The 22985-nt window shown below is 65.5% G+C and carries 21 protein-coding genes and 1 tRNA gene; 9 read left to right on the top strand and 13 right to left on the bottom strand.

The genetic code is table 11. The features are described 5' to 3' along the window. The first annotated feature begins 81 nt into the window (after nucleotides 1–81). From moaA to AC3FKG_RS20055, 4 genes are all read left to right on the top strand, one after another. On the top strand, nucleotides 82–1206 hold the full coding sequence (moaA, locus tag AC3FKG_RS20070; RefSeq protein WP_483708659.1) for a GTP 3',8-cyclase MoaA: 1125 nt from the start codon (nucleotides 82–84) through the stop codon (nucleotides 1204–1206). 25 nt (nucleotides 1207–1231) lie between these two features. Then, complete coding sequence (gene mobA, locus AC3FKG_RS20065) at nucleotides 1232–1831, top strand: molybdenum cofactor guanylyltransferase MobA (protein ID WP_483708660.1); 600 nt, start codon at nucleotides 1232–1234, stop codon at nucleotides 1829–1831. Nucleotides 1832–1846: 15 nt separating this feature from the next. Beyond that, entirely contained in the window at nucleotides 1847–3133 is a 1287-nt protein-coding gene (gene moeA / locus AC3FKG_RS20060; RefSeq protein WP_488743975.1) for a molybdopterin molybdotransferase MoeA, read from the top strand. Nucleotides 3134–3304: 171 nt separating this feature from the next. Then, a complete protein-coding gene (locus AC3FKG_RS20055; protein WP_483708662.1) occupies nucleotides 3305–3586 on the top strand; it encodes a hypothetical protein in 282 nt (93 codons plus the stop codon). A 37-nt stretch (nucleotides 3587–3623) separates the two neighbouring features. Here the strand turns inward: AC3FKG_RS20055 and AC3FKG_RS20050 are convergent, their stop codons facing one another. The 6 genes from AC3FKG_RS20050 to AC3FKG_RS20025 form a co-directional block, all read right to left on the bottom strand. After that, nucleotides 3624–5105 carry a DNA recombination protein RmuC gene (locus tag AC3FKG_RS20050; RefSeq protein WP_488743974.1) on the bottom strand — a complete coding sequence of 494 codons (1482 nt, stop codon included), beginning with the start codon at nucleotides 5103–5105 and terminating at the stop codon, nucleotides 3624–3626. A 10-nt stretch (nucleotides 5106–5115) separates the two neighbouring features. Continuing rightward, nucleotides 5116–6111 (bottom strand): 2-hydroxyacid dehydrogenase, encoded by a 996-nt coding sequence (locus tag AC3FKG_RS20045; RefSeq protein ID WP_483708664.1) that lies wholly within the window; start codon nucleotides 6109–6111, stop codon nucleotides 5116–5118. Between the two features lie 4 nt (nucleotides 6112–6115). Beyond that, entirely contained in the window at nucleotides 6116–7540 is a 1425-nt protein-coding gene (locus AC3FKG_RS20040; protein ID WP_488743973.1) for a sodium:proton antiporter, read from the bottom strand. A 105-nt stretch (nucleotides 7541–7645) separates the two neighbouring features. Next, nucleotides 7646–8332, bottom strand: coding sequence for a LutC/YkgG family protein (locus AC3FKG_RS20035; RefSeq protein WP_483708666.1), 687 nt, complete (start codon nucleotides 8330–8332; stop codon nucleotides 7646–7648). Between the two features lie 89 nt (nucleotides 8333–8421). Further along, entirely contained in the window at nucleotides 8422–9600 is a 1179-nt protein-coding gene (gene pncB, locus AC3FKG_RS20030; RefSeq protein WP_488743972.1) for a nicotinate phosphoribosyltransferase, read from the bottom strand. An 84-nt stretch (nucleotides 9601–9684) separates the two neighbouring features. Further along, nucleotides 9685–10245, bottom strand: coding sequence for a hypothetical protein (locus AC3FKG_RS20025; RefSeq protein ID WP_488743971.1), 561 nt, complete (start codon nucleotides 10243–10245; stop codon nucleotides 9685–9687). Between the two features lie 327 nt (nucleotides 10246–10572). Here AC3FKG_RS20025 and fdxA point away from each other — a divergent pair, with 327 nt between their 5' ends. The 3 genes from fdxA (at nucleotide 10573) to AC3FKG_RS20010 (ending at nucleotide 12405) form a co-directional block, all read left to right on the top strand. Next, nucleotides 10573–10896 (top strand): ferredoxin FdxA, encoded by a 324-nt coding sequence (gene fdxA / locus AC3FKG_RS20020; RefSeq protein ID WP_483711515.1) that lies wholly within the window; start codon nucleotides 10573–10575, stop codon nucleotides 10894–10896. 74 nt (nucleotides 10897–10970) lie between these two features. After that, the gene (locus tag AC3FKG_RS20015; protein ID WP_483708669.1) at nucleotides 10971–12077 is read left to right on the top strand and encodes an NAD(P)/FAD-dependent oxidoreductase; all 1107 of its coding nucleotides are present in this window, start codon (nucleotides 10971–10973) and stop codon (nucleotides 12075–12077) included. A gap of 252 nt (nucleotides 12078–12329) precedes the next feature. Continuing rightward, nucleotides 12330–12405, top strand: a tRNA-Asn gene (locus AC3FKG_RS20010). 128 nt (nucleotides 12406–12533) lie between these two features. Here the strand turns inward: AC3FKG_RS20010 and kdpE are convergent. From kdpE to AC3FKG_RS19975, 7 genes are all read right to left on the bottom strand, one after another. Further along, a complete protein-coding gene (kdpE, locus tag AC3FKG_RS20005; RefSeq protein ID WP_483708670.1) occupies nucleotides 12534–13229 on the bottom strand; it encodes a two-component system response regulator KdpE in 696 nt (231 codons plus the stop codon). 24 nt (nucleotides 13230–13253) lie between these two features. Next, a complete protein-coding gene (locus AC3FKG_RS20000; RefSeq protein ID WP_483708671.1) occupies nucleotides 13254–16106 on the bottom strand; it encodes a DUF4118 domain-containing protein in 2853 nt (950 codons plus the stop codon). A 78-nt stretch (nucleotides 16107–16184) separates the two neighbouring features. Continuing rightward, entirely contained in the window at nucleotides 16185–16811 is a 627-nt protein-coding gene (kdpC, locus tag AC3FKG_RS19995) for a potassium-transporting ATPase subunit KdpC (RefSeq protein ID WP_488743970.1), read from the bottom strand. A 27-nt stretch (nucleotides 16812–16838) separates the two neighbouring features. Next, on the bottom strand, nucleotides 16839–19058 hold the full coding sequence (gene kdpB / locus AC3FKG_RS19990) for a potassium-transporting ATPase subunit KdpB (protein ID WP_488743969.1): 2220 nt from the start codon (nucleotides 19056–19058) through the stop codon (nucleotides 16839–16841). Nucleotides 19059–19077: 19 nt separating this feature from the next. Then, complete coding sequence (gene kdpA / locus AC3FKG_RS19985) at nucleotides 19078–20895, bottom strand: potassium-transporting ATPase subunit KdpA (protein ID WP_488743968.1); 1818 nt, start codon at nucleotides 20893–20895, stop codon at nucleotides 19078–19080. Beyond that, nucleotides 20895–20984, bottom strand: coding sequence for a K(+)-transporting ATPase subunit F (gene kdpF, locus AC3FKG_RS19980; protein ID WP_483708675.1), 90 nt, complete (start codon nucleotides 20982–20984; stop codon nucleotides 20895–20897). Before kdpF ends, kdpA begins: the two co-directional genes overlap by 1 nt. Then, nucleotides 20984–21154 carry a hypothetical protein gene (locus AC3FKG_RS19975; RefSeq protein WP_483708676.1) on the bottom strand — a complete coding sequence of 57 codons (171 nt, stop codon included), beginning with the start codon at nucleotides 21152–21154 and terminating at the stop codon, nucleotides 20984–20986. Before AC3FKG_RS19975 ends, kdpF begins: the two co-directional genes overlap by 1 nt. Before the next feature lie 526 nt (nucleotides 21155–21680). On the opposite strand from AC3FKG_RS19975, the gene rpsU reads away from it, so the two are divergent. Further along, nucleotides 21681–21893: a 30S ribosomal protein S21 gene (gene rpsU, locus AC3FKG_RS19970; RefSeq protein ID WP_211948988.1), complete on the top strand. Its 213-nt coding sequence runs from the start codon at nucleotides 21681–21683 to the stop codon at nucleotides 21891–21893. A gap of 179 nt (nucleotides 21894–22072) precedes the next feature. Further along, on the top strand, nucleotides 22073–22984 hold the full coding sequence (gene nodI, locus AC3FKG_RS19965) for a nodulation factor ABC transporter ATP-binding protein NodI (RefSeq protein ID WP_488744012.1): 912 nt from the start codon (nucleotides 22073–22075) through the stop codon (nucleotides 22982–22984). Nucleotide 22985 lies beyond the last annotated feature (1 nt).

The raw sequence follows: 22985 nt of genomic DNA, 5'->3' as shown, positions 1-22985 counted from the left end.
GCCGGCCTCGGCTAGAATGGCACCAGAATGCATCCGATCCCCCGAGCCTGGCTCCCCGGACGCATCGCCCACCCACAGGCCATGACCGAAACCGTCATTCCGATCTTCGACCTGCGCGATCATCGCTACCGCTCGATGACGCCCAGCATCCCTGAAACGCTGGCAGAGCCTTCCGGGCTGGTCGCCGATACCCGGGCGCGCCCGCTGCACGACCTGCGTATCTCGGTGACGGACCGCTGCAATTTCCGCTGCGTGTATTGCATGCCGAAGGAAGTCTTCGACAAGGACTACACCTTCCTGCCGCACTCCGAACTGCTCAGCTTCGAGGAAATCGAGCGTACGGCACGACTCTTCGCCAGCCTGGGCGTCGAAAAAATTCGCCTGACTGGCGGCGAGCCGCTGCTGCGCAAGAACATCGAGAAGCTCGTCGAGATGCTGGCGCGCATCGAGACCGCCTCTGGCAAGCCGCTGGACCTGACGCTGACTACCAATGCATCGCTGCTTGCGCGCAAGGCGCGGTCGCTGCGCGATGCCGGACTGAGCCGCGTGAGCGTGAGCCTCGACGCCATCGACGATGCCACCTTCCGCCGCATGAACGACGTGGACTTTGCCGTGGCCGACGTGCTGCACGGCATCGAGACCGCGCAGGCGGTGGGGCTGGCGCCGATCAAGGTCAATATGGTGGTCAAGCGCGGTACCAACGACGCCGAGATCGTGCCGCTTGCCCGCCACTTCCGTGGCAGCGGCATCATCGTGCGCTTTATCGAATTCATGGATGTCGGCGCCAGCAACCACTGGCAGATGGACGAAGTGCTGCCGTCCGCCGAAGTGGTCCGCCGCATCGACGAAGCCTTCCCGCTGGAGCCGGTGCAAGCCAACTACGCCGGCGAAACCGCCGAGCGCTGGCGCTACCGCGACGGCGGCGGCGAGATCGGCGTGATCTCCAGCGTGAGCCACGCGTTCTGCGGCGACTGCAGCCGCATCCGGCTGTCGACCGAAGGCCGCCTCTACCTGTGCCTGTTCGCGACCGAGGGCTATGACCTGCGCGCCCTGCTGCGCGGCGGTTACAGCGATCTGCAGGTGTCGAACGCCATCGCGCAGGTCTGGCAGGGCCGCACCGACAACTACTCCGAGCAGCGCAGCAACCCTGCGGTGCGTCAGGCCCGCGCCGAACGCAAGATCGAAATGTCATACATCGGCGGATAACCCGCCGCCGGACCCAATCTCTCCGATGATTGCACGCGACGACATTACCGGCCTGATCCTGGCAGGCGGCAGGGGCAGCCGCATGGGCGGCACCGACAAAGGCCTCCAGCCCTTGCACGGCACGCCCATGGCCATGCACACGCTGATGCGGCTGACGCCCCAGACCGGGGCGCTGATGATCAACGCGAACCGCAACCTGTCGGCCTATGAATCGTTCGGCGTGCCGGTGGTGACCGACTCGGTGCCCGACTTTGCCGGACCGCTGGCCGGCATGCTGGCCGGGCTCGAGCAATGCCCCACGGGCTGGATGGTCACCGCGCCCTGCGATTCACCGTTCCTGCCTGCCGATCTGGTGCAACGGCTCGCCGACGCCATCGAAGCCGAAGGCGCCGATCTGGCGATCCCGGTCACGGTCGATGCGGACGGCCGCCGCCAGTTGCAGCCGGTCTTTTGCCTGATGCCGGTCGGCATGCTGGACGACCTGCTCGCCTACCTGAACGGCGGCGGACGCAAGATCGAAACCTGGGCGGCCTCGCACCGGCTCGCGGAAGTCCTGTTCGATGACGCCGGCGCCTTTGCCAATATCAACACCCTCGACGAGCTGCGCACGCACGACGCCGGCTGAAGGCCCGTTCCCACCATGCCATCCCTGCAATCCGTCATTTCCTGCCTGTCCGACTACGACCCCACCGCCCTGCCCGTGGCGCATGCCAACCGCATCATCGGCGAGGTGGTGGAGCCGGTGCGCGGCATCGAGCAGGTGCCCATCCGCAGCGCACTGGATCGCGTTCTGGCCGAAGACATCATCTCGCCGATCGACGTACCCGCGCACGACAACTCGGCGATGGATGGCTATGCCTTTGCCAGCAGCGCGCTACAGTCCGCCGCAGGGCACGTGGAACTGGAAGTCGCGCGTGAGACCGCATTCGCTGGTGGTGGCGCCGGCACCCCGCCGGGCGCAGGCCAGGCCGTGCGCATCATGACCGGCGCGGTCATGCCAGCAGGCTGCGACACCGTGGTGCCGCAGGAGTTTGTGGAAGCATCGGCCGATGGCAGCCGCATCCGCTTCGCCGCCGACACGGTGCGCGCTGGCGACAACCGGCGCCTGCGCGGCGAAGACCTGGCGCGCGACCAGGCTGCGTTGCCGGCTGGGCGCATCATCCAGCCCGCGGACCTGGGCCTGCTGGCCTCGCTGGGATTTGCCGAGGTACGGGTGCGCCGGCGCCTGCGCGTGGCTTTCTTCTCGACGGGCGACGAGTTGCGCTCGATCGGCGAGCCGCTCGATCCGGGCTGTGTCTACGACTCGAACCGCTATACCTTGCACGGCATGCTGCGACGCCTGAACGTCGAGCTGATCGACATGGGTGTGGTGCGCGACGATCCCGCTGCACTGGAAGCCGCGTTCCGCTCGGCCTGCGAGAATGCGGACGCTGTCATCACCTCTGGCGGCGTCTCGGTCGGCGAAGCCGACTACACCAAGCAGATCATGGCCAGCCTGGGCGACGTCACCTTCTGGAAAATCGCCATGCGACCCGGGCGCCCGATGGCATTCGGGCGCATCGCCTCGGGCGGACGCGACGCGCTACTGTTCGGCCTGCCCGGCAATCCGGTGGCCGTCATGGTCACCTTCTACCATTTCGTGCGCGCCGCACTGCACCGTCAAATGGGTGCCAGCGTGCCGCCGCTGCCGCTGATGCGCGTGCGCAGCGCCCAGCCGATCCGCAAGAAGCCCGGCCGCACCGAGTACCAGCGCGGCATCCTGGCGCGCGGCGAGCAGGACTGGGAGGTGCGAGTGACCGGACAACAAGGCTCCGGCGTGCTGCGCTCGATGAGCGAAGCCAATTGCTTCATCGTACTGGCGCACGAGCAGGATTCCGTCCGGGCCGGCGATCTGGTCGATGTTCTGCTGTTCGACGGGCTGGTCTGAGCTTAGAACCGCGGGCCCGGGCGACGCCAATGTGTCGTTTTTGCGCCGCATATTGACGCTCACTGTTGGCGGTAGCGGGTGAAATGGACGCCACGCCGTTGCCGGGCTATGCGTGGCAACGGGCAATCGCTACACTTGCCGCACGATTTTGAAACATATCTCTCCCCCGTCATGAATCAGGAGATTGCCTACCTCCACCCGGTCAAGACCGCCCGCGCACTGGTGCTGGTCTACCTGTGCTTTTCGGTACCGATCGTCTCGCTGGGGCTGTTTGTTGCCTTCATCCGCTATGGCGATCTGCCCGGCATCACCGTGTTCACGGCCCTGATCCTGAACGCACTGATCGGATTCGGTCTGCTGTGGCTGGCCTGCAAGGCCTACAACTGGGTTGCCGCACGCTTTGGCGGCATCGAAGTCCACGTGCGGGAACTGGCGCCCGAAGAGCAGAACTGACCAAATTGCGGAGCCGGCGCGTGTCGCGCCGCCAGCTTCAGCCGCCCGCGTCTTCCGACACTTCGGGCACTCCCAGCACCTCGGGCACGCCGGTGCCCAACAACTGCTGTGCCGCCTCGCCAGGCAAGGCCTCGACTGTCCGCAACTTGCGCGCCATCTGGCGCGTGCGAACCTCGGCCTGTTCGATATTGCGTGCCGCACGCTCCAGCGTATCGCGGGTCTTGGCAAGCACGTCCCCGAATTTCCCGAACTCCGTCTTCACCGCTCCCAGCACTTCCCACACTTCGCTGGAGCGCTTTTCCAGTGCCAACGTGCGGAAACCCATCTGCAGGCTGTTCAGCACTGCCGTCAGCGTGGTCGGCCCCGCCACCGTGACGCGGTAGTTCCGCTGCATCACATCGGTCAGGCCGGGCCTGCGCAAGACCTCTGCGTATAGCCCTTCCGTGGGCAGGAAGAGAATGGCGAAATCCGTGGTGGCGGGCGGCGACAGGTATTTCTCCGAGATGGTCTGCGCCTCGCGCCGCAATGCCACTTCCAGCTCACGCCCAAACGCGGCCACGCCGTCGACGTCGCCACGCTCCTGGGCATCGAGCAAGCGCTCGTACTGCTCCTTCGGGAACTTGGCATCAATCGGCAGCCAGACCGCGCCCTGCGCGGCATCCTTGCCCGGCAGGCGGATGGCAAATTCCACGCGCGCGCCCGAGTTGCGCACGGTTTCCACGTTCTTGGCGTACTGGTCGTGCGTCAGCATCTGCTCGAGCAACATCTCGAGTTGCACTTCACCCCAGGTGCCGCGCGACTTCACGTTGGTGAGTACTTTCTTCAGGTCGCCGACGCCCTGCGCCAGCATCTGCATTTCGCCAAGACCGCGATGCACCTGCTCGAGCCGGTCCGAGACCAGCCGGAACGACTCGCCGAGCCGTTGCTCCAGCGTGGCGTGCAGCTTCTCGTCGACGGTGCGGCGCATCTCGTCGAGCTTGGTGGCGTTGTTCGCCTCGATGTCGCGCAGCTTCTGCTCCAGCGTGGCGCGCACCTCGGCCAGCCGGCGCTCATTGGCCTCCGACATCTGCGCAAGCTGTTGCTGCAGGCCGTCGCCAAAGCGGCGCAACGACATGGCCTGCTCGTCGCGTGCCTGCTGACCCTGCAACAGCAGGTTCTGCCTGACGTGTTCGAGTTGCTGGTTGTTCGATTCGGTCAGCTTGGCCAGCTGCTGGGCAAAGGTGTCGATCTGGTTGTTCTGCAGCGTGGCGATGCTCGTGAGCTGTGACGACAGCGTCTGCTGGAAGCGCAGCATCTGCTGGGCCGACTCCGACCGGCTGCCGCGCGCGGCCTCGGCCACTTCATTGCGCAGTTCGCGTTCGAGCCGCTCCATCCCGCGCAGGCCTTCATTGCGGGACTCGGCAAGCTGGCGATGCAGGTCGCCGTCGGCGGGCGTTGCATGCTGGCGCAGCACCAGGACGACAAGCAGAACCAGCGCCAGCAGCGCCACGCCCAGTGTAAGCAGGGGAATCCAGGTCATAGGTAACGTTTCAGCGGCGATGCCCCATCACCGTGGGATTGATGACGGACTTGGGATGCCCGGCATCAGGCCCGGCATCGAGCGCCGCGATCAGGTTGTCGGCGGCCAGCATGGCCATGGCACGGCGCGTCTTCTCCGATGCGCTGGCGATATGCGGTGTCAGCACGACGTTGGGCACGACCAGCAGGTCCGGGTGAACATCCGGTTCGCCTTCGAACACGTCAAGGCCCGCAGCGAAGATGCGACGCGCCTTGAGCGCGTGCGCCAGCGCCTCGTCATCGACGATGCCACCGCGCGCAAGGTTGACCAGCGTCGCAGTCGGCTTCATCTGGTTCAGTTCGGCAGCGCCGATCGCGTGGTGGCTGTCCGGGCCATACGGCAGGACCAGCACCAGGTGGTCGGACTGTTGCAGCAGCTCGGCCTTGCTCACATAACGCGCATTGAGCGCCTGCTCCGTGGACGCCGGCAGTTGGCTGCGGTTGTGGTACAGCACCGTCATGCCAAACCCGGCCGCGCGCCGAGCCAGCGCCTGGCCGATGCGGCCCATGCCGAGGATGCCCAGCGTGCTGCCGTACACGTCCATGCCAACCAGCATGTCATAGCTCCATCGCTGCCACCTGCCATCGCGCAGGTAGTGTTCGGACTCGGTGACGCGGCGCGCGGTCGCCATCAGCAGCGCCCAGCCGAAATCGGCCGTGGTCTCGGTCAGCACGTCAGGCGTGTTCGTGGCGACAATGCCCGCTGCCGTCAATGCCGGAATGTCGAGGTTGTTGTAGCCCACCGCCATGTTGCAGACGGCACGCAGGCTGGGCAGCGCGGCAATCAGGCCGGCATCGACGCGGTCTGCGGTATTGGTCAGCACGCCGGCCTTGCCGGCCAGGCGCGCCTTGAGCGCGTCGGCGTCGAGCACGGCGTCCTGCTGGTTGTCATCGACATCGAAATGCCGCGCGAGATGGTCGATGACATCGGGAAAAATGGCGCGGGTGACAAGGACAGACGGCTTCATGGCATCACACTTTGAAAAAGAGGAACGTCATCACCAGGAACAGCGGCAGCAGGATGGAGCCAGACCATAGCATGTAGCCGAAGAAACTGGGCATGCGCAAGCCGCGGTTTTCAGCGATGGCTTTCACCATCAGGTTCGGCGCATTGCCGATATAGGTATTGGCGCCCATGAACACCGCACCGGCGGAGATGGCCGCGAGCGTGGAAGCGTCGCGCGTCATCAGCGTGGCGGCATCTCCGCCTGCGGTGTTGAAGAACACCAGATAGGTCGGCGCATTGTCCAGGAAGGACGACAGCAGTCCCGTCGCCCAGAAGTACATGCTGTCGACCGGCTTCCCGTTTGCATCGCTGACCGTCCGCACCACGACCCCGAACGCGCCGTCGGTACCGGCCTTGAGCATGGCAATCACCGGGATGATGGTCAGGAAGATGCCGGCAAAAAGCTTGCCGACCTCCAGGATCGGCTCCCAGCTGAACTCGTTGCCGTTGCGTGCCGAGTGCGGCGTCACCAGCAGCGAGACAATGGCCACGACCACCAGCATCACGTCGCGCACGGCCGCCTGCAGCGGCACCTCCGTGCCCAGCACGTCGAACGAGAGGCCCGGCTTCCACAAACCGCTCATCAGGACCAGACCCACCACCGCGAGCAACAGCGCGAAGTTGACCTTGCCTTCGATGCGAAGCCCGCGTGTGTCCGGCGTGGGGTCGCTGCTGGCTGGCAGCGCCTCTTCCTTGTTGTGGTAGTAGTGCCGGTCGAGCACGTAGAAGATCGCCAGCAGCGCCACGCAGATGAACAACGTCTCCGGCAGGATATTGCGCAGCGTCCAGAAGAAGTCCACGCCCTGCAGGAAGCCAAGGAACAGCGGCGGATCGCCGAGCGGCGTAAGCGCGCCGCCCGCATTGGCCACCAGGAAGATGAAGAAGACCACCACGTGCGACACATGGCGGCGGTTGTCGTTGGCGCGCAGCAGCGGCCGGATCAGCAGCATGGCCGCGCCCGTCGTCCCCATGACGCTGGCAAGCACCGTGCCGAGTGTCAGGATGCCGGTATTGAGCCCTGGCGTTCCGTGCAGGTTGCCGCGCACACAGATACCGCCCGCGACGATATAGAGTGCTGCGATCAGCGCGATGAATGGAATGTACTCGGCCAGCAGCGCGTGCACCGCGCCTGCCAACGCCGTATGCACGCCGAACACCGCAGCGAACGGCAGCAGGAACAGGAGGCCCCAGCCCGCGGCGATCTTGCCGTAGTGCTGATGCCAGAAACGCGGTGCCAGAAGCGGCAACAGCGCAATCGACAGCAGCACCCCCGCGAACGGTAGTCCCCACCATGCGGACAGCGTTGCGCCATTGATGTCGGCGGCGTGTGACTGCGACGGCAAAAAGGCCAGCATGGCCGGCACCGGCCACAGCATGCGGGCACGTTGCATCAGATGAACTCTCCTTGGACAGTGTGCGCAGGAGCGGCCGGGCAAAACCGCCGCGCAGGTATGAGACCTGCAGCGGCGCCGCGCCTGCCCTTCCGAAGCGCGCGATCAGGTCTGGTCGACCAGGATGACGTGGACGCGATACGGCCCATGCGCGCCCAGCACGATGGTCTGCTCGATATCGCCGGTACGCGAGGGGCCGCTGATGATATTGGTCGCGCGCGGCAGCTCGCCGCGTTCGCTGCGCACCAGCGCGAACGCATCTTCGAGACTGTCGACGATGCGCGACACGGGCACCACCGCGATATGTGTCTCCGGCAGCAGCGCTGCCGACGCGAACGTTTCCGGACCCGACAGCAGCATCAACGAGCCCGTCTCGGCGATGGCGCAGAAACAGCCCGTGATGCCGACCAGATCGCCATGGTCGTGGTCGGCCTGCGGATCGCGCTCAGGAGGCCGGCACTCCACGGTCAAGCCGCTGTCCTGCCATGGCAGCGCGCCAAACGCGTCCCACGCGACGGCACGATGCACCAGGTTCAGGCTGTCCAGGAAGCGCGCCGTCGCCGCCGGCACATCGGCGAGCGTCGCGACACGATCGACCGTGGACGCCATGCGCTGCGCCTGTGCCATGAAGGCTTCGGTACGGTCCGGGTGCACCTCCGGACGAGGCCCCTGCGGATGACGCGCGAGGTAGTCGGCCACGGCTTCGCGCTCGCCGCTGGTTACCTTGGGCGAACGCCCCTGCGCGGCGCGGATACGGGCAAAGATGCGGTCACGGGCGTTGTTGGTTTCCATAGGGCCTGGCGTCATGAACATGCGTGGCAATGCACGCCATTATAGTGGCGCGCCCTGACCCGCCCTCGCCCCGAATCTGTTGAAAATTGCTAAGCAGGCGCCTGGACCTCGAACACCTGGCGCAGGTAGGCCAGGTAGCCGGGATCGTCGCACATGGTCTTTTCCGGCGTATCCGACAGCTTGGCCACGGGCTGCCCGTTGCAGCGGACCATCTTGATGACGATCTGCAGCGGCGTATAACCAAGGTCGTTGGTCAGGTTGGTCCCCACGCCGAACGCCAGCCGGCAGCGGCCATGAAAGCGCTCGTACAGCTCGATGACACGCGGGATATCGAGGCTGTCGCTGAAGATCAGCGTCTTGCCGAGCGGGTCGACGCGGTTGGCCACGTAGTGCGCCAGCATCCGCTCGCCCCACTGGAACGGGTCGCCTGAATCGTGGCGCACGCCGTCGAACAGCTTGCAGAAATACAGGTCGAAGTCGCGCAGGAACGCATCGAAGCCGTAGGTATCCGACAGCGCAATGCCAAGGTCACCGCGGTATTCGCGCGCCCAGCTTTCCAGCGCGAAGACCTGCGAATCGCGCAGGCGTGGGCCCAGCGCCTGGCACGCCTGCAGATACTCGTGGGCCATGGTACCCAGCGGCACCATATTGTGCAGGCGCGCGAAATGCACGTTGCTTGTGCCTGCCAGTTGCGGCCCCAGCATGCCACGCATCGCCAGCAGGACCTCTTCCTGCCAGCCGCGCGAGAAGCGGCGGCGCGTGCCATAGTCCGCGATCACGCAATCGCGGTAATTCGGTGCCTGCAGCAACGTCAGTTTCTCATCCAGCCGGCGGCGGCCTTCGGCAAGGTCGGGCTCGGGCCGGGTACGGCGGAAGTACACCTCGTTGACGATGGCCAGCAGCGGCACCTCGAACAGGATGGTATGCAGCCACGGGCCACGGATCGCAATCTCGATCTCGCCATTGCCCTGCGGCGCGGGTTCGATCGACACGTACTTCTGGTTCAGGTGGAACAGCGCGAGGAAATCGACGAAATCGCTCTTGATGAAACGCATGCCCCGCAGGAAGTCGAGCTCCTCGTCCGAGAAACGCAGGCTGCACAGGTGCGCCACCTCCGCACGGATTTCGTCGATGTACGGGGTCAGGTCGACGCCCGCGTTCCGGCACTTGAAGCGGTACTCGACGTGCGCCTGCGGGAAATGGTGCAGCACGACCTGCATCATCGTGAACTTGTACAGGTCGGTGTCGAGCAGGGATGGAATGATCATAACGGGCCAGACGGCGATGCCGGGTCAGGCACACATGCTAACCGATGTCCGCCCTGGCGGGCGGACGGGTGTTCGAACGCCCGGTCAGCCGCCGTCGAGAAAAGGTTGCGGGCGCCGTGGGGCCGCGGCGCCCTGCACACACCACAAGGGACGGTCATCGCTGCCGCGGCAAGACACCAGCGTTGCCGCCGCGCGCGGCACCCGCACCGGTAATGGCTCGGCGAACGCGCCGTTCTCCGCCATGATGCGCTCGGCATAGACCTGGACCCCCGCGCGCTGGAAGCTCAGTACCTGCACCATCTGGCGGGAATCAGGTTGCAGTTCGGGGCCACATGGCAACAACCCGGCCCGCCCGCAGTTGGCCATGGCATCCCCGGCCGGGGCCCGGGTGACGCTGAAGCTCTCCCAGTCGAAGCTCGTCAGTGCCGCGAGCGTCACCGGCTGGTCCGAGCGCGTGCGCCATGCCACCAGGCGGGACACCACGCTGTCAGCCATGGCGGGCTCGGACAACGTCTGCGCGTTCGCGCCGGCCGGCAGAGTCGCCGCCAGCAAGTGCAGCCCGATAAGCCCCAGCCACCCGAACAACGCCCGGTAACGCGCGCCTCTGAGGCGCTCCCACGGACCAAAGCGCTGCTGGCAAGGCATGGTGATCTCCTGGTGACCGGGCGTGACGGAGGATGCGGCGCTCTGAAGTGCTTCCGGGACCATCGCATCGTGCCATTCCCGCACTATCTGGCACAGACCTGTTCGCAATCAAATATACATAAAGAAATAAGAAAACTATCTGATCCAGCTATATAGACCCGCTATCCTTGCCCGGAGGCTCGGATACAATATCGGTTTCTGAAAGGCCACGGCCCGCGCTCGCCCCGTGCAGATCGCCAATTGGCGGCAATGCTCGTTGCAGCGCCGGCAAACAAGCGGCCGAAACCAGTTTCCCATCAAAAGCCGACCCGTTTTCCTGGAACCGAAATGACTCACGTTGTCACCGAATCCTGCATCCGTTGCCGCTACACAGACTGCGTTGACGTATGTCCGGTGGATTGTTTCCGTGAAGGCCCGAATTTTCTGGCCATCGACCCGGACGAGTGTATCGACTGCGCGGTGTGCGTGGCCGAATGCCCGGTGAATGCCATTTACGCCGAGGAAGACGTTCCGGGCGACCAGCAGCAGTTCATTCAACTGAACGTCGAGCTGGCGCGCAACTGGCCGTCCATCACCAAGACCAAGGCTCCGCTGGCCGAGGCCGAAGAGTGGAAGGACGCCACCGACAAGCTGCAATACCTGCAGCGCTGAACCGACTAGAAAGCCGTCCCCACGCGCTTTCCGCAATGCCGGGCACGCGATGCCCACAACGTATCAGGACGATTATGGACTTGAGCATTCCCAATCCCGTTGCCGACACGACGAAAGCCGCCGCCAGCAACACCGCCGGCGGTCAGCCGCTGGAAATCGACGCGCTGATCGTCGGTGCAGGCCCCGTGGGCCTGTTCCAGGTGTTCGAGCTGGGCCTGCTCGAAATCAAGGCACACGTCATCGACTCCCTCAAGGTGGTGGGCGGCCAGTGCGTGGAGCTGTATCCGGACAAGCCGATCTACGACATCCCGGCCGTGCCCAGCTGCACCGGCCAGGAACTGACCGACAACCTGCTCAAGCAGATCGAACCGTTCGAGCCCACCTTCCACCTGGGCCAGGAAGTCTCCGTGGTCGAGCGCCGTGAAGATGGCCGCTTCTTCGTCGAGACCTCGCTCGGAACCCGCTTCATCACCAAGACCATTTTCATCGCCGCGGGCGTGGGCTCGTTCCAGCCGCGCACGCTGAAGGTCGACGGCATCGACAAATTCGACGGCAAGCAGCTGTTCTACCGCGTCAAGGATCCGAGCCGCTTCCACGGCCGCAACCTGGTGATCGTCGGGGGTGGCGACTCTGCGCTGGACTGGGCGCTGGACCTCGTCGGCAAGGCCGAGTCGGTGGTAATGATCCACCGCCGCGACGGCTTCCGCGCGGCTCCGGCTTCGGTCGCGAAGATGAAGGATCTGTGCGAACAGATGGAAATGCAGTTCCTGGTCGGCCAGATCGGCGGCTATGAAGAGAAGGATGGCGTGCTCACCGAGGTGAAGGTGACTGGTGCCGACGGCGTCACCCGCCGCCTGCCGCTGGACGACCTGCTGGTGTTCTTTGGCCTGTCGCCCAAGCTCGGCCCGATCGCCGAGTGGGGCCTGGACCTGGAGCGCAAGCAGATCAAGGTGGACACCGAGAAGTTCCAGACCAATATTCCCGGCATCTTCGCGGTGGGCGACATCAACACCTACCCCGGCAAGAAGAAGCTGATCCTGTCAGGCTTCCACGAGGCCGCACTGGCCGCGTTCGGTGCTGCACCATATATCTTCCCCGAGAAGAAGATCCACATGCAGTACACCACCACCTCGCCGAAGCTGCACAAGGTGCTCGGCGTGGAATCGCCGGTGTTCGACTGATCACGGTCCGGACATCAGCGATCAAACGAAAAGCCGCCTGAATGGCGGCTTTTTTCTTGTGGGCGCCGACCGGGGGCTCGCCTATCATTCGGCCTCGCTGTTGATGCGAAGCAACGGAGCGCCACCAATCAGGCGCGCCTGCAGCGCAGACCGCAGCAGCCAGGCAGCTCGCCAGACCAGCCGGCAAGAAAAATACGCCAAAAGGTGTTGACGAAGAAAAGAGGCACTGGCTATAATCTCTTTCTCTGCTGTTCCCCGATAGCTCAGTCGGTAGAGCGCCGGACTGTTAATCCGTAGGTCCCTGGTTCGAGCCCAGGTCGGGGAGCCATCCGATACAAGACGAAGGCCGATGCGCAAGCATCGGCCTTTATCTTTTTGTCGATTCGGTTCGTTCTTGGCGCGGCGGCGTCCACGCAGGTCAGCAGCAATGCCCGGCCGTCGCACTGCACCCCTACCCTACCCCGCAAACCGGTAGCCGAGCCCGACCTCCGTGAGCAAATGCACCGGCTGCGCCGGATCCGCTTCGAGCTTGTGCCGCAAGTGGCCCATATAGACCCGCAGATACTGGCTGCTCTCGGAATGCGAAGGCCCCCAGACCTCGCGCAGCAATTCGCGATGCGTCATCACCTTGCCGCGATGCGCGATCAGCACCGACAACAGTCGGTATTCGATCGGCGTCAGGTGCACCGCCTGCCCCGCGCGCATGACCATCCGGCTCGCCAGGTCGACCTGCACCTCGCCAAAGGCGATCTGCGTCGAACCATGCGGATTCGATCGCGCATGCCGGCGCAGCAGCACGCGCAGGCGCGCCACCAGTTCGCCCACGCCGAATGGCTTGGTCAGGTAATCATCGGCACCGGCATCGAGCGCGCCGATCTTGTCTTCTTCGCCACTGCGCGCGGACAGCACCAGGATCGGCACCTCGGTCCAGGTGCGCACTTCGCGGATCAGGTCGACGCCGTCGCCATCGGGCAAACCAAGGTCAAGCACCACCAGATCCGGCTGGCGCGTGCCCGCCTCGATCAGGCCGCGCTTGAGGTTCTCTGCCTCGTGCACGGTGCAGCCTTCAGCCTGCAGGGCCGTGCGCACGAAGCGGCGGATATGGGGTTCGTCCTCGACCAGCAGCACCGTGGGCGAAAACTCGAAAGGCATCTGTTGCTCTCCGTCTGAATGCGATTACGCGGGGATATCCGCCGCCTCGGGCTCGATCACCGGCGGATTGCCGCGCGGCAGGGCCACCACGAAGCGCGCGCCGATGCCGACACCCGCCATGGCCGCTTCGCGCACCGGCTCGACCCAAATGCGTCCGCCATGGGCCTGCACGATTGCGTCGCAGACTGCGAGCCCGAGGCCCACGCCAGCGGTCACCGATTCACGTTCGCCGCGCGTGAATTTCTCGAAAATCTGCCGTTCGCTGCCGGCCGGAACGCCAGGGCCATCGTCTTCCACGATCAAACGTATCTCTTCATCAGTGGATTCGGCGCGAATACGGATCTCGGTTGCGGCCGGTGTGTACTTCGCGGCATTCTCCAGCAGGTTGCACAGCACGCGGTCGATCAGCACGGCATCGCACTCGACCAGCGGCATCGTGGACAAGTCCGCCACCACGACGCGATGCAGTGCAAGCGCGTCGCGCAACGCGCCAAGTGCCGCGCCGACCAGCTCTTCGAATGACTGCCATTCCTTCCGCATGCGTACGTCGCGTCCCTGCAACCTCGCCATGTCGAGCAGGTTGACCACCATGGTACTCATGCGCCTGGCCTGTTCTCGCATTGCGGCCACCGTCTCGGCGACGCGTGGCGCGAGCGGCGGATCGCCACGCTGCAGGGTCTCGGCCATGCCGATCAGGCTGGTCAGCGGCGTGCGCAGGTCGTGCGATACCGCGGCCAGCAGCGAGCTGCGCAGCCGCTCCGACTCCATCGACAGCAGCGCCTGCTGCGCGACGTCCACATAGTGCAGCCGCTCGATGGTGATGGCGATCAGCGTCGCGAACACGTCGACCTGCCGCCGCAATGCCGGCTGGGCAAACGCGCGCCACGCTCGCGGTTCCACCGCCAGCACGCCGCGCGTCTGCATCGGCGCCTTGAGCGGCAGGTACAGCACCGTGCCGGCCGGCAGCGTGTGCGTGCCCGTGCCGGCCGGCTGGCCATGATCGAACACCCATTGCGCGAGCACGCGGTCGATCGCGTCGCTGTGCGCATCGGCTTGCCCCGGCTCGACCACGGGCGCCTGCAGGCGGCCATCCGGCCCTACCAGGAAGAATGCCGAACGCGCATCGAAGGCCGCGTGCAGAAAGCGGCTGCCGATCGAGACGATCTGCTCTGTCATCAATGACGACGACAGCTCGCGCGCGAGCTCGTAGAGCGTGCGCGCGTCGGTCTCGCGCTGCACCGCCACCTCGGCCTGCTCGCGCAGGCCTGCAGTGAGCTGGCCGATCACCAGCCCCACCGACAGCAGCACCAGGAAGGTCAGCAGGTACTGCACATCGCTGACGGCGAAAGAAAGCCGGGGCGGCACGAAGAAGAAATCGAAAGCCCCCACGGCGATCACCGAAGCCAGCGCCGCCGCAGCGCGGCCATGCCGCAATGCCACGCCGACCACCGCCACCAGGAACAGCATGGCGATATTGACCAGGTCGAACCAAGGCCGGGCCAGCATCGACACCGCCGTTGCACCGGCGCACCAGGCCACGGCCCACAGGTAGGACTGCATGCGGACGCGGCGCTCCTGTACCTGCGCGGCCTCGCTTTCCTCGGCCGGGGCGGGAGCGCTCACGGGCTTGACGTCCATGCGCGTGGTGTCCGCAGCCACGCGTATCACGTCGATCTCTGGGCAGGCGACTGACAAGGCGTCGGCAAAGCTCTTGCGGCCGAACAGCCAGGCACGCGCGCCCAGGAACGGCGACAGCGCCCAGGCCAGCAGCGAGCGCCCTTGCATTAGCAGCGACTCGTCCTCGCGCCGCCATCGGGTCGGGGTGCGGCCAAGCACCACCTTGGTCAGATTGTGGCGCCTGACGTAGCCGGCGACCGCCTGCACCATATCGCTGCCGGCCAGCGTCTCGGTGCGCGCGCCCAGTTCTTCGGCCAGGCGCATCGCCGACTGCAGCCGCATGCGCTCCGCGTCCGACGCGGGCGCGAGCCGCGGCGCGGCCACGGTGATCACATGGCAGTCGCAATCGAGCTGGCCGGCCAGGCGGCGCGCGCTCCTGACAACCTGTTCGGCATCGCTGCCGGATCCGATGCAGGCCAGCACCGCCTCGCGCGTGCGCCAGACCGACTGGATCGACTCGGCGCGGCGATAGGCACGCACATCGTCGTCGACACGATCGGCCGTGCGCCGCAGGGCCAGTTCACGCAGCGCGATCAGGTTGCCCTTGCGGAAGAAATTGCGTACTGCGTGGCGGGCCTGCTCGGGCAGGTAGACCTTGCCTTCGCGCAGGCGCCGCAGCAGTTCATCGGCGGGCAGGTCGACCAGGATCACTTCGTCGGCACTGTCGAAGACGGCGTCGGGCACGGTTTCCCAGACGCGGATACCAGTAATGCCACCGACGGCTTCATTGAGGCTGTCGAGGTGCTGGACATTGACCGTCGTCCAGACGTCGATGCCTGACGACTGCAATTCCTGGATGTCCTGCCAGCGCTTCGGATGCCGGCTGCCGGCCGCGTTCGAATGGGCCAGCTCATCGACCAGCACCAGCGCCGGTCGACGCGCCAGCGCACCGTCCAGGTCGAACTCCGAGAGCACGCGGTCCCGGTACGGCACGTCCCGCATCGGCAGGCGCTCGATGCCGTCGATCAGCGCCTCGGTCTCGGCACGGCCATGCGTCTCGACCACGCCGATGACCACATCTGCGCCCTGCTCTCTCAGCGACCGTGCTGCGCTCAGCATCGCGAAGGTCTTGCCTACCCCGGCAGAGGCACCGAAGTAGACGCGCAGCTTGCCCCGCGCGGCGCGCGCGCCCTCGTCCTGCATGCGCTGCAGCAGGCTGTCCGGGTCCGGACGTTCAGCGGGAGATGGCAATTCGGGCATGGTTAGCGCACTTCCCGACGCAGGGTCGGGCACGGTCGGATTGTGCCACGCGCGCGAAAGCGCGCCCGCATTGCCGGCCTATTTTCCGGAGGCCGCATCCAGCGCCAGGTTCAGCTCGAGCACATTGACGCCGGGGTCACCCAGCACGCCCAGCAACGGCGACTCCGTGTTCGCACGGATCAATTCCCGCACCGCCTCCGGCGCCAATCCGCGCAGGCGCGCCACGCGCGATACCTGGTAATCGGCTGCCGCCAGGCTGATGTGCGGATCCAGTCCGCTGCCGGAGGCCGTGACAAGATCGGCCGGTACCGCCGCCTTGTTGTCCGGGTCCGCCGCGCGCAGGGCATCGATGCGTGCGCGCGCGGCATAGGTCAGGGCGGGGTTGGTCGGCCCGAAATTGGAACCGGCGGATGCCGCCGCGTTATAGGGCATGGGCGCCGTCGCCGACAGGCGGCCCCAGAAATACTTCGGGTCCGAAAAAGGTTGGCCGATCAGCGCCGAGCCGACGGCTTTGCCGTCCTTGACGATCAGCGAGCCGCCTGCCTGCTTCTGGAACACCACTTGCGATATTGCGGTGATCACGCTGGGGTACAGCAAACCCGTCAGCAGCGACAGCGCGATGAAGACGACCAGCGCCGGCCGCAGCAGCCCTCCTTGCTGCGGCTCGACTGGGGCTGGCTGCGTGGATTGCATGTGCGTATTCATGAATGCCTTCTCTATGCAAAGGTATGCTCAGACCCAGCCCAGCAGGGCCAGCACCATGTCGATCAGCTTGATCCCGGCAAAGGGCACCAGGATGCCGCCGAGACCATAGACCAGCAGGTTGCGACGCAGCAGCACCGCCGCGCCGAGCGGCCGGTAGGCCACGCCCCGGAGCGCCAGCGGTATCAGCGCCACGATGATCAGCGCGTTGAAGATCACGGCCGACATGATGGCCGACGACGGCGTGGTCAGTCCCATCACGTTCAGCAGGTTCAGCTGCGGGTAGGTGGTGGCAAACGCGGCCGGGATGATGGCGAAGTACTTGGCCACGTCGTTGGCCACGCTGAACGTCGTGAGCGATCCGCGCGTCATCAGCATCTGCTTGCCGATCTCGACGATCTCGATCAGCTTGGTCGGGTTGCTGTCGAGGTCGACCATATTGCCGGCCTCTTTCGCCGCCTGCGTGCCGCTGTTCATCGCCACCGCGACATCGGCCTGGGCCAGCGCCGGCGCATCATTGGTGCCGTCACCGGTCATCGCCACGAGGCGGCCCTCGCCCTGGTACTGGCGAATCAGCTTGAGCTTGGCCTCTGGCGTCGCTTCGGCAAGGAAGTCATCGACACCGGCTTCGGCTGCGATGGTCGCCGCGGTCAGCCGGTTGTCGCCGGTGATCATCACGGTCTTGATGCCCATCTTGCGCAGCTCGGCGAAGCGCTCGCGGATACCGGTCTTGACGATGTCCTTGAGTTCCACCACGCCCAGCACACGTACGTTGCCGTCGGCTGCCTCTGCCACCACCAGAGGCGTGCTGCCCGCGCGGGCCACATCGTCTACTGCCTGCATCACAGCCTCGGGAAACTTGCCGGCGCGCTCGGTCACGAAACGGCGCACAGCATCAGCAGCGCCCTTGCGCACGATGCGCTCGCCGTCGCCATTGCGCAGGTCCACGCCGCTCATGCGCGTCTGCGCCGCGAACGGGATGAACACCGGCCGTAGCACTGCCATGTCGGGTGCGGCAACACCCTGCTGCTGGCGCGCGAGCGTCACGATGCTGCGCCCTTCCGGCGTCTCGTCGGCAAGCGAAGACAGCCATGCCGCCTGTGCCAGCTGCTCAGCCGCGATGCCCGGTGCGGGCAAGAAGCGCGAGGCCTGGCGATTGCCGTGGGTAATGGTGCCGGTCTTGTCGAGCAGCAGCACATCCACGTCGCCCGCGGCTTCCACCGCGCGGCCCGAGGTGGCAATGACGTTCGCCTCCATCATGCGGCTCATGCCGGCGACGCCGATGGCCGATAGCAGCCCGCCGATCGTCGTCGGGATCAGGCACACCAGCAATGCGACCAGCACGGTGATCGTCACCGGAAGGCCGGCCCTGGTAACCAGCACGCTGTAGAGCGAGAACGGCAGCAGCGTGGCGGTGGCCAGCAGCAGCACGATGGTCAGGCCCACCAGCAGGATCGTCAATGCCAGTTCATTGGGCGTCTTCTGCCGCTTGGCGCCCTCGACCATGCCGATCATGCGATCGATGAAGCTTTCGCCCGGATTGGTGGTGATGCGTATCACGATCCAGTCCGACAGCACGCGCGTGCCGCCGGTCACCGACGAAAAATCGCCACCCGATTCGCGGATCACCGGCGCGGATTCGCCGGTAATGGCGCTCTCGTCCACCGACGCCACGCCCTCGATGACTTCGCCATCGCCGGGGATCATGTCTCCGGCCTGGGCCAGCACGATATCGCCGCGCCGCAAGGTGGTGGCCGCGCGCGTTTGCGTCGCGCCGCCCCGCTTGCCGTCCACCAGCACGCGCGCCACGGCGGTGGTCTTCAGTCCGCGCAGCGATTCGGCCTGCTGCTTGCTGCGGCCTTCCGCCAGCGCTTCGGCAAAGTTGGCGAACAGCACCGTGAACCAGAGCCAGACCGAGATGGCAAGGATAAAGCCGGCACTTTCCCCACCCGCCGCGGCAGGCGCGGCCAGCGACTTGAGGAACAGAATGGTTGTCAGGATGCTGGCCACGTACACCACGAACATCACCGGGTTGCGCAGTTGCTCGCGCGGCGACAGCTTCTTCAGTGCGGCCACCAGAGCCGGTCTGACCAGCTCGGGCGCGAACATGCCGCGCCGTGGAGGACGATGATGCTGGCCGGGCGCCTGGATGGCAACGCTCGCGGGCGTCATGGACGTTGCCGCCGATGCATGGGCGCTGGATGCGGCGCCGCCAGCCTTGCTCTGCGTCGCCATGGATTCTTGTTGCATGCGTTTCTCCGCAATACGCTTACTTGGCAATCGCCGTCACTGCGCCCTGCAGCTGCTCGGCAACGGGCCCCAGTGCCAGGGCCGGGACATAGGTCAGCGCGCCTACCATCAGCACCGAGCCGACCAGCAGCACCACGAACAGCGCGCCATGTGTAGGCATGGTGCCGGGCGTGACCGGCAGCCGCTTCTTCGCCGCCAGCGAGCCGGCCAGCGCGAGGACGGGGATGATGATCCAGAAGCGGCCGAACCACATCGCCGCGGCAAGCAGGGTGTTGTAGAACGGCGTGTTGGCGGACAGGCCGGCAAAGGCGCTGCCGTTGTTGTTGGCCGCAGAAGACAGTGCATAGAGGATCTCGCTGAAGCCGTGCGTGCCGGGGTTGAACACGCCCGCCCTGCCCGCCTCGGTCATCACTGCGATCGACGTGCCAAGCAGCACCAGCAGTGGCGTGACCAGGATCGCCACGGCGGCCATCTTCATCTCGTACGCCTCGATCTTCTTGCCCAGGTATTCCGGCGTGCGCCCGATCATCAGGCCGGCGATGAACACCGCCAGCACCGCGTACACGAGCATGCCGTAGAGGCCCGAGCCGACGCCGCCGAACACGACTTCGCCGAGCTGCATCAGCAGCATCGGTACCAGGCCGCCGATGGCGGTGAAGGAGTCATGCATCGCATTGACCGCGCCGCACGAAGCGGCAGTGGTGATGGTGGCGAACAGCGCCGACGCCGCCATGCCGAAGCGCGTTTCCTTGCCTTCCATGTTGCCGCCGGCCTGCAGTGCGGAAGCCGCGTGATCGATCGGTAGTCCGGCGAGGGCAGCGTTCAGGTGCAACTCGGACATCGAGGCCACACATGCCATGGCCACGAAGATCACCGTCATCGAAGCGAGCACCGCCACGCCCTGGCGCCGGTCCTTCACCATCTCGCCAAAGGTGAAACACAGCGCTGCCGGGATCAGGAAGATGGCCAGCATCTCGATCAGGTTGGCGAGTGCGTTCGGGTTCTCGTACGGGTGCGCCGAGTTCGCGTTGAAGAAGCCGCCACCGTTGGTGCCCAGCATCTTGATGGCTTCCTGTGAGGCTACCGGGCCCATGGCCAGAATCTGTTTGTCCGTCTTCAGGTCTTCCGTGAGCGGCTTGCCCTGTGTGTCGAGCACCGGCTGCCCGGCTGCATCGACCTTGGGCTGGCTGTACTCGACCGGCGTCACCAGGCTGACTTCCTTGTAGCCGTCGAAGTTCTGGATCACACCCTGGCTGACCAGCGCCAGCGCGATCACGGTCGCGATCGGCAGCAGCACGTACAGCGTGCTGCGCGTCATATCGACCCAGAAGTTGCCGATGGTCGCGCTGCGCTGGCGCGCAAAGCCGCGGATCAGCGCGAACACCACCGCGATGCCGGTCGCAGCGGAGACGAAGTTCTGCACCGTGAGCGCCAGCATCTGCGTCAGGTAGCTCATCGTCGACTCGCCCGCGTAGCCCTGCCAGTTGGTGTTGGCGACAAAGCTGATGGCGGTATTGAAGGCCGAGTCGGGCGACACGGCGCCGAAGCCTTGCGGATTGAGCGGCAGGTAGCCCTGCAGCCGTTGCAGCGCGTAGACCGCGACCACCCCGAGCAGGTTGAACGCAAGCACGGCAATCGCGTACTGCTTCCAGCCCATCCCGGCATCGGCGCGGACGCCGGCGAGCCTGTAAAGCAAGCGTTCGAGCGGACGCCCCCAGGCGGTCAGCCTATACGCGCCGTCCTCCATCGCGCGCCGCATATAGCGGCCGAGGAATGGCGCGAAGGCGAACAGGATTGCCAGGTACAGGGCCAGCAGGCCCAGGAATTCGGTTGACATCAGAATTTCTCCGGGCGGAACAGCGCGATCAGGAGGTAGATGAAAATCAGCGCGGCCACTGCGCCGCTCAACAGATCGGCCCAATCCATCACAGCCCCCTGCCGGCAGCGCTTTGGTTGCCGGGCGCGGCATCGTTGTGCAGTCCATCATGCCCGGCGGCGGCTTTCGCCTCATTGGCGCCCAAGGCGGCGCACAGCCATAGCAATGCCGCGCTGGCGGCAGCCAATACGATCAAGGCGATGAGGAAGAACCCGTCCATGACAATCGATCCAGGAGTGACTGACACCGGGAAGCTTATGGATCGGCACCTAAAAACGGGGTAGAAAGACCGGAAGCCGATATAAAGAACCTATAAAGACGCAGGACGGCCGAGAATTCCCGCCGCGGCATAACCTGGTGTAAATTCACGGCCTTGGCTGGCACCGCCCTGAAGTCGGCATCACGGCTCCGGGGGCGATTCACGGGCCACATTACTGGTAACGCGTAGCGCGCGATGCCTCCGAATCACGGCACGTTCTTGACATTTGCGTCGTATACGTGCCATAGTTACGGGCGTATAGCTTTTTACGGAAACCGGTACTGCCAGGCTCCCCGATGCATAAGGAACCCGGCGCTATCACCCCTGACACTGGTTGCACGGACTCACCGGTCCACATCTTTCAGGTTCGCGGGGGTGCATACAGGGCAGTGTCTGCCCCGTGTGCAATACCAGCCGCCCCGGCGGCCGCAGTTTCCCCTCGTTTGAACCAGCCGCTTGCGCGGCAGCCATCCCCTAAAGGACTGAATTGACCAAGATCGTCTTGAAACCCGGTGAGCCGGTTGAAGTTGCAATGCGTCGCTTCCGCCGCTCCATTCTGCAGACTGGCCTGATCGTCGAGCTGAAGAGCCGCACCGCCTACGAAAAGCCCACGACCGAGCGCAAGCGCAAGAAGAAGGCTGCCGAAGCGCGCCTGCGCAAGCGCCTGCGCATGCAGATGCTGCCGAAGAAGATGTACTGATTCGGTTCGCACCATAAAAAAACCGCCAGCATGCTGGCGGTTTTTTTATGTACGCACGTTTCACGCCACCACGCTGAAGCAACCCCGGGGCATAGTGCAGCGCAGCACCGGTCATGCGTGACGATGACCGGCATAATGGCGGATATTGCGCCCGCCGGCGCGCCAACCGTCTTCCTGCCTTGACTGCCATCCTGGAGTTGCGCAAGGTGCGCAAGCAATACGGCGATACAGTCGTCGTCAACGACCTGGACCTGCGGGTGCATCGCGGCCAGTGCTTCGGGCTGCTCGGGCCCAACGGTGCCGGCAAGACCACGACGCTACGGCTGCTGCTGGGCCTGACCACACCGGCAGGCGGCTCGCTGACGCTCTGCGGCGAACCGATTCCCGAGCGCGCGCCGCAGGCGCGCATGCGCGTGGGCGTGGTGCCGCAGTTCGACAACCTCGACCCGGATTTCTCGGTCATCGAGAACCTGCGCATTTTCGGCCGTTACTTTGGCCTGCCCTCGGCCGTGATCGCGCAGCGCGTACCTGCCCTGCTCGAATTCGCGCGACTGGAGAACCGTGCCAATGCCCAGGTGCGCGACCTGTCCGGCGGCATGCGCCGGCGCCTGACGGTGGCCCGCGCGCTGATCAACGACCCCGACCTGCTGATCATGGACGAGCCCACCACGGGGCTCGACCCGCAGGCCCGGCACCTGATCTGGGAACGGCTGAAATCGCTGATGGCCAGCGGCAAGACCATCCTGCTGACCACGCACTTCATGGAAGAGGCCGAGCGCCTGTGCAACTACCTGTGCGTGATCGACGGCGGCCGCAAGATTGCCGAAGGCAAGCCGCACGAGTTGATCGACAGCCAGATCGGGTGCGACGTGGTCGAAGTCTATGGCGATGAACTCGACACGCTGCGCGGCAGCCTGACACCGCTGGCCGAGCGCACCGAAATGAGCGGCGAGACGCTCTTCTGCTACGTGCGCGAGCCCGCCCCGCTGCTGGCCGCCCTGCACGGCCAGAGCGGCGTACGCTACCTGCACCGGCCGGCCAACCTCGAGGACGTGTTCCTCAAGCTGACCGGCCGCGAGATGAGGGACTGAC

The sequence above is a fragment of the Cupriavidus sp. 22TCCZM04-2 genome (assembly GCF_057798895.1).
This window is presented reverse-complemented; position numbering and strand designations above follow the sequence as displayed.

What these genes read in the sequence shown, in the direction of transcription:
- AC3FKG_RS19975 (WP_483708676.1), bottom strand. Translation starts at nt 21,154, where the DNA reads ATGGACGGGTTCTTCCTCATCGCCTTGATCGTATTGGCTGCCGCCAGC.
- kdpF (WP_483708675.1), bottom strand. Translation starts at nt 20,984, where the DNA reads ATGGATTGGGCCGATCTGTTGAGCGGCGCAGTGGCCGCGCTGATTTTC.
- AC3FKG_RS20035 (WP_483708666.1), bottom strand. Translation starts at nt 8,332, where the DNA reads ATGGAAACCAACAACGCCCGTGACCGCATCTTTGCCCGTATCCGCGCC.
- AC3FKG_RS20025 (WP_488743971.1), bottom strand. Translation starts at nt 10,245, where the DNA reads ATGCCTTGCCAGCAGCGCTTTGGTCCGTGGGAGCGCCTCAGAGGCGCG.
- mobA (WP_483708660.1), top strand. Translation starts at nt 1,232, where the DNA reads ATGATTGCACGCGACGACATTACCGGCCTGATCCTGGCAGGCGGCAGG.
- AC3FKG_RS20055 (WP_483708662.1), top strand. Translation starts at nt 3,305, where the DNA reads ATGAATCAGGAGATTGCCTACCTCCACCCGGTCAAGACCGCCCGCGCA.
- kdpE (WP_483708670.1), bottom strand. Translation starts at nt 13,229, where the DNA reads ATGCCTTTCGAGTTTTCGCCCACGGTGCTGCTGGTCGAGGACGAACCC.
- AC3FKG_RS20000 (WP_483708671.1), bottom strand. Translation starts at nt 16,106, where the DNA reads ATGCCCGAATTGCCATCTCCCGCTGAACGTCCGGACCCGGACAGCCTG.
- moeA (WP_488743975.1), top strand. Translation starts at nt 1,847, where the DNA reads ATGCCATCCCTGCAATCCGTCATTTCCTGCCTGTCCGACTACGACCCC.
- kdpA (WP_488743968.1), bottom strand. Translation starts at nt 20,895, where the DNA reads ATGTCAACCGAATTCCTGGGCCTGCTGGCCCTGTACCTGGCAATCCTG.
- moaA (WP_483708659.1), top strand. Translation starts at nt 82, where the DNA reads ATGACCGAAACCGTCATTCCGATCTTCGACCTGCGCGATCATCGCTAC.
- kdpB (WP_488743969.1), bottom strand. Translation starts at nt 19,058, where the DNA reads ATGCAACAAGAATCCATGGCGACGCAGAGCAAGGCTGGCGGCGCCGCA.
- AC3FKG_RS20050 (WP_488743974.1), bottom strand. Translation starts at nt 5,105, where the DNA reads ATGACCTGGATTCCCCTGCTTACACTGGGCGTGGCGCTGCTGGCGCTG.
- AC3FKG_RS20040 (WP_488743973.1), bottom strand. Translation starts at nt 7,540, where the DNA reads ATGCAACGTGCCCGCATGCTGTGGCCGGTGCCGGCCATGCTGGCCTTT.
- AC3FKG_RS20015 (WP_483708669.1), top strand. Translation starts at nt 10,971, where the DNA reads ATGGACTTGAGCATTCCCAATCCCGTTGCCGACACGACGAAAGCCGCC.
- pncB (WP_488743972.1), bottom strand. Translation starts at nt 9,600, where the DNA reads ATGATCATTCCATCCCTGCTCGACACCGACCTGTACAAGTTCACGATG.
- AC3FKG_RS20045 (WP_483708664.1), bottom strand. Translation starts at nt 6,111, where the DNA reads ATGAAGCCGTCTGTCCTTGTCACCCGCGCCATTTTTCCCGATGTCATC.
- fdxA (WP_483711515.1), top strand. Translation starts at nt 10,573, where the DNA reads ATGACTCACGTTGTCACCGAATCCTGCATCCGTTGCCGCTACACAGAC.
- kdpC (WP_488743970.1), bottom strand. Translation starts at nt 16,811, where the DNA reads ATGAATACGCACATGCAATCCACGCAGCCAGCCCCAGTCGAGCCGCAG.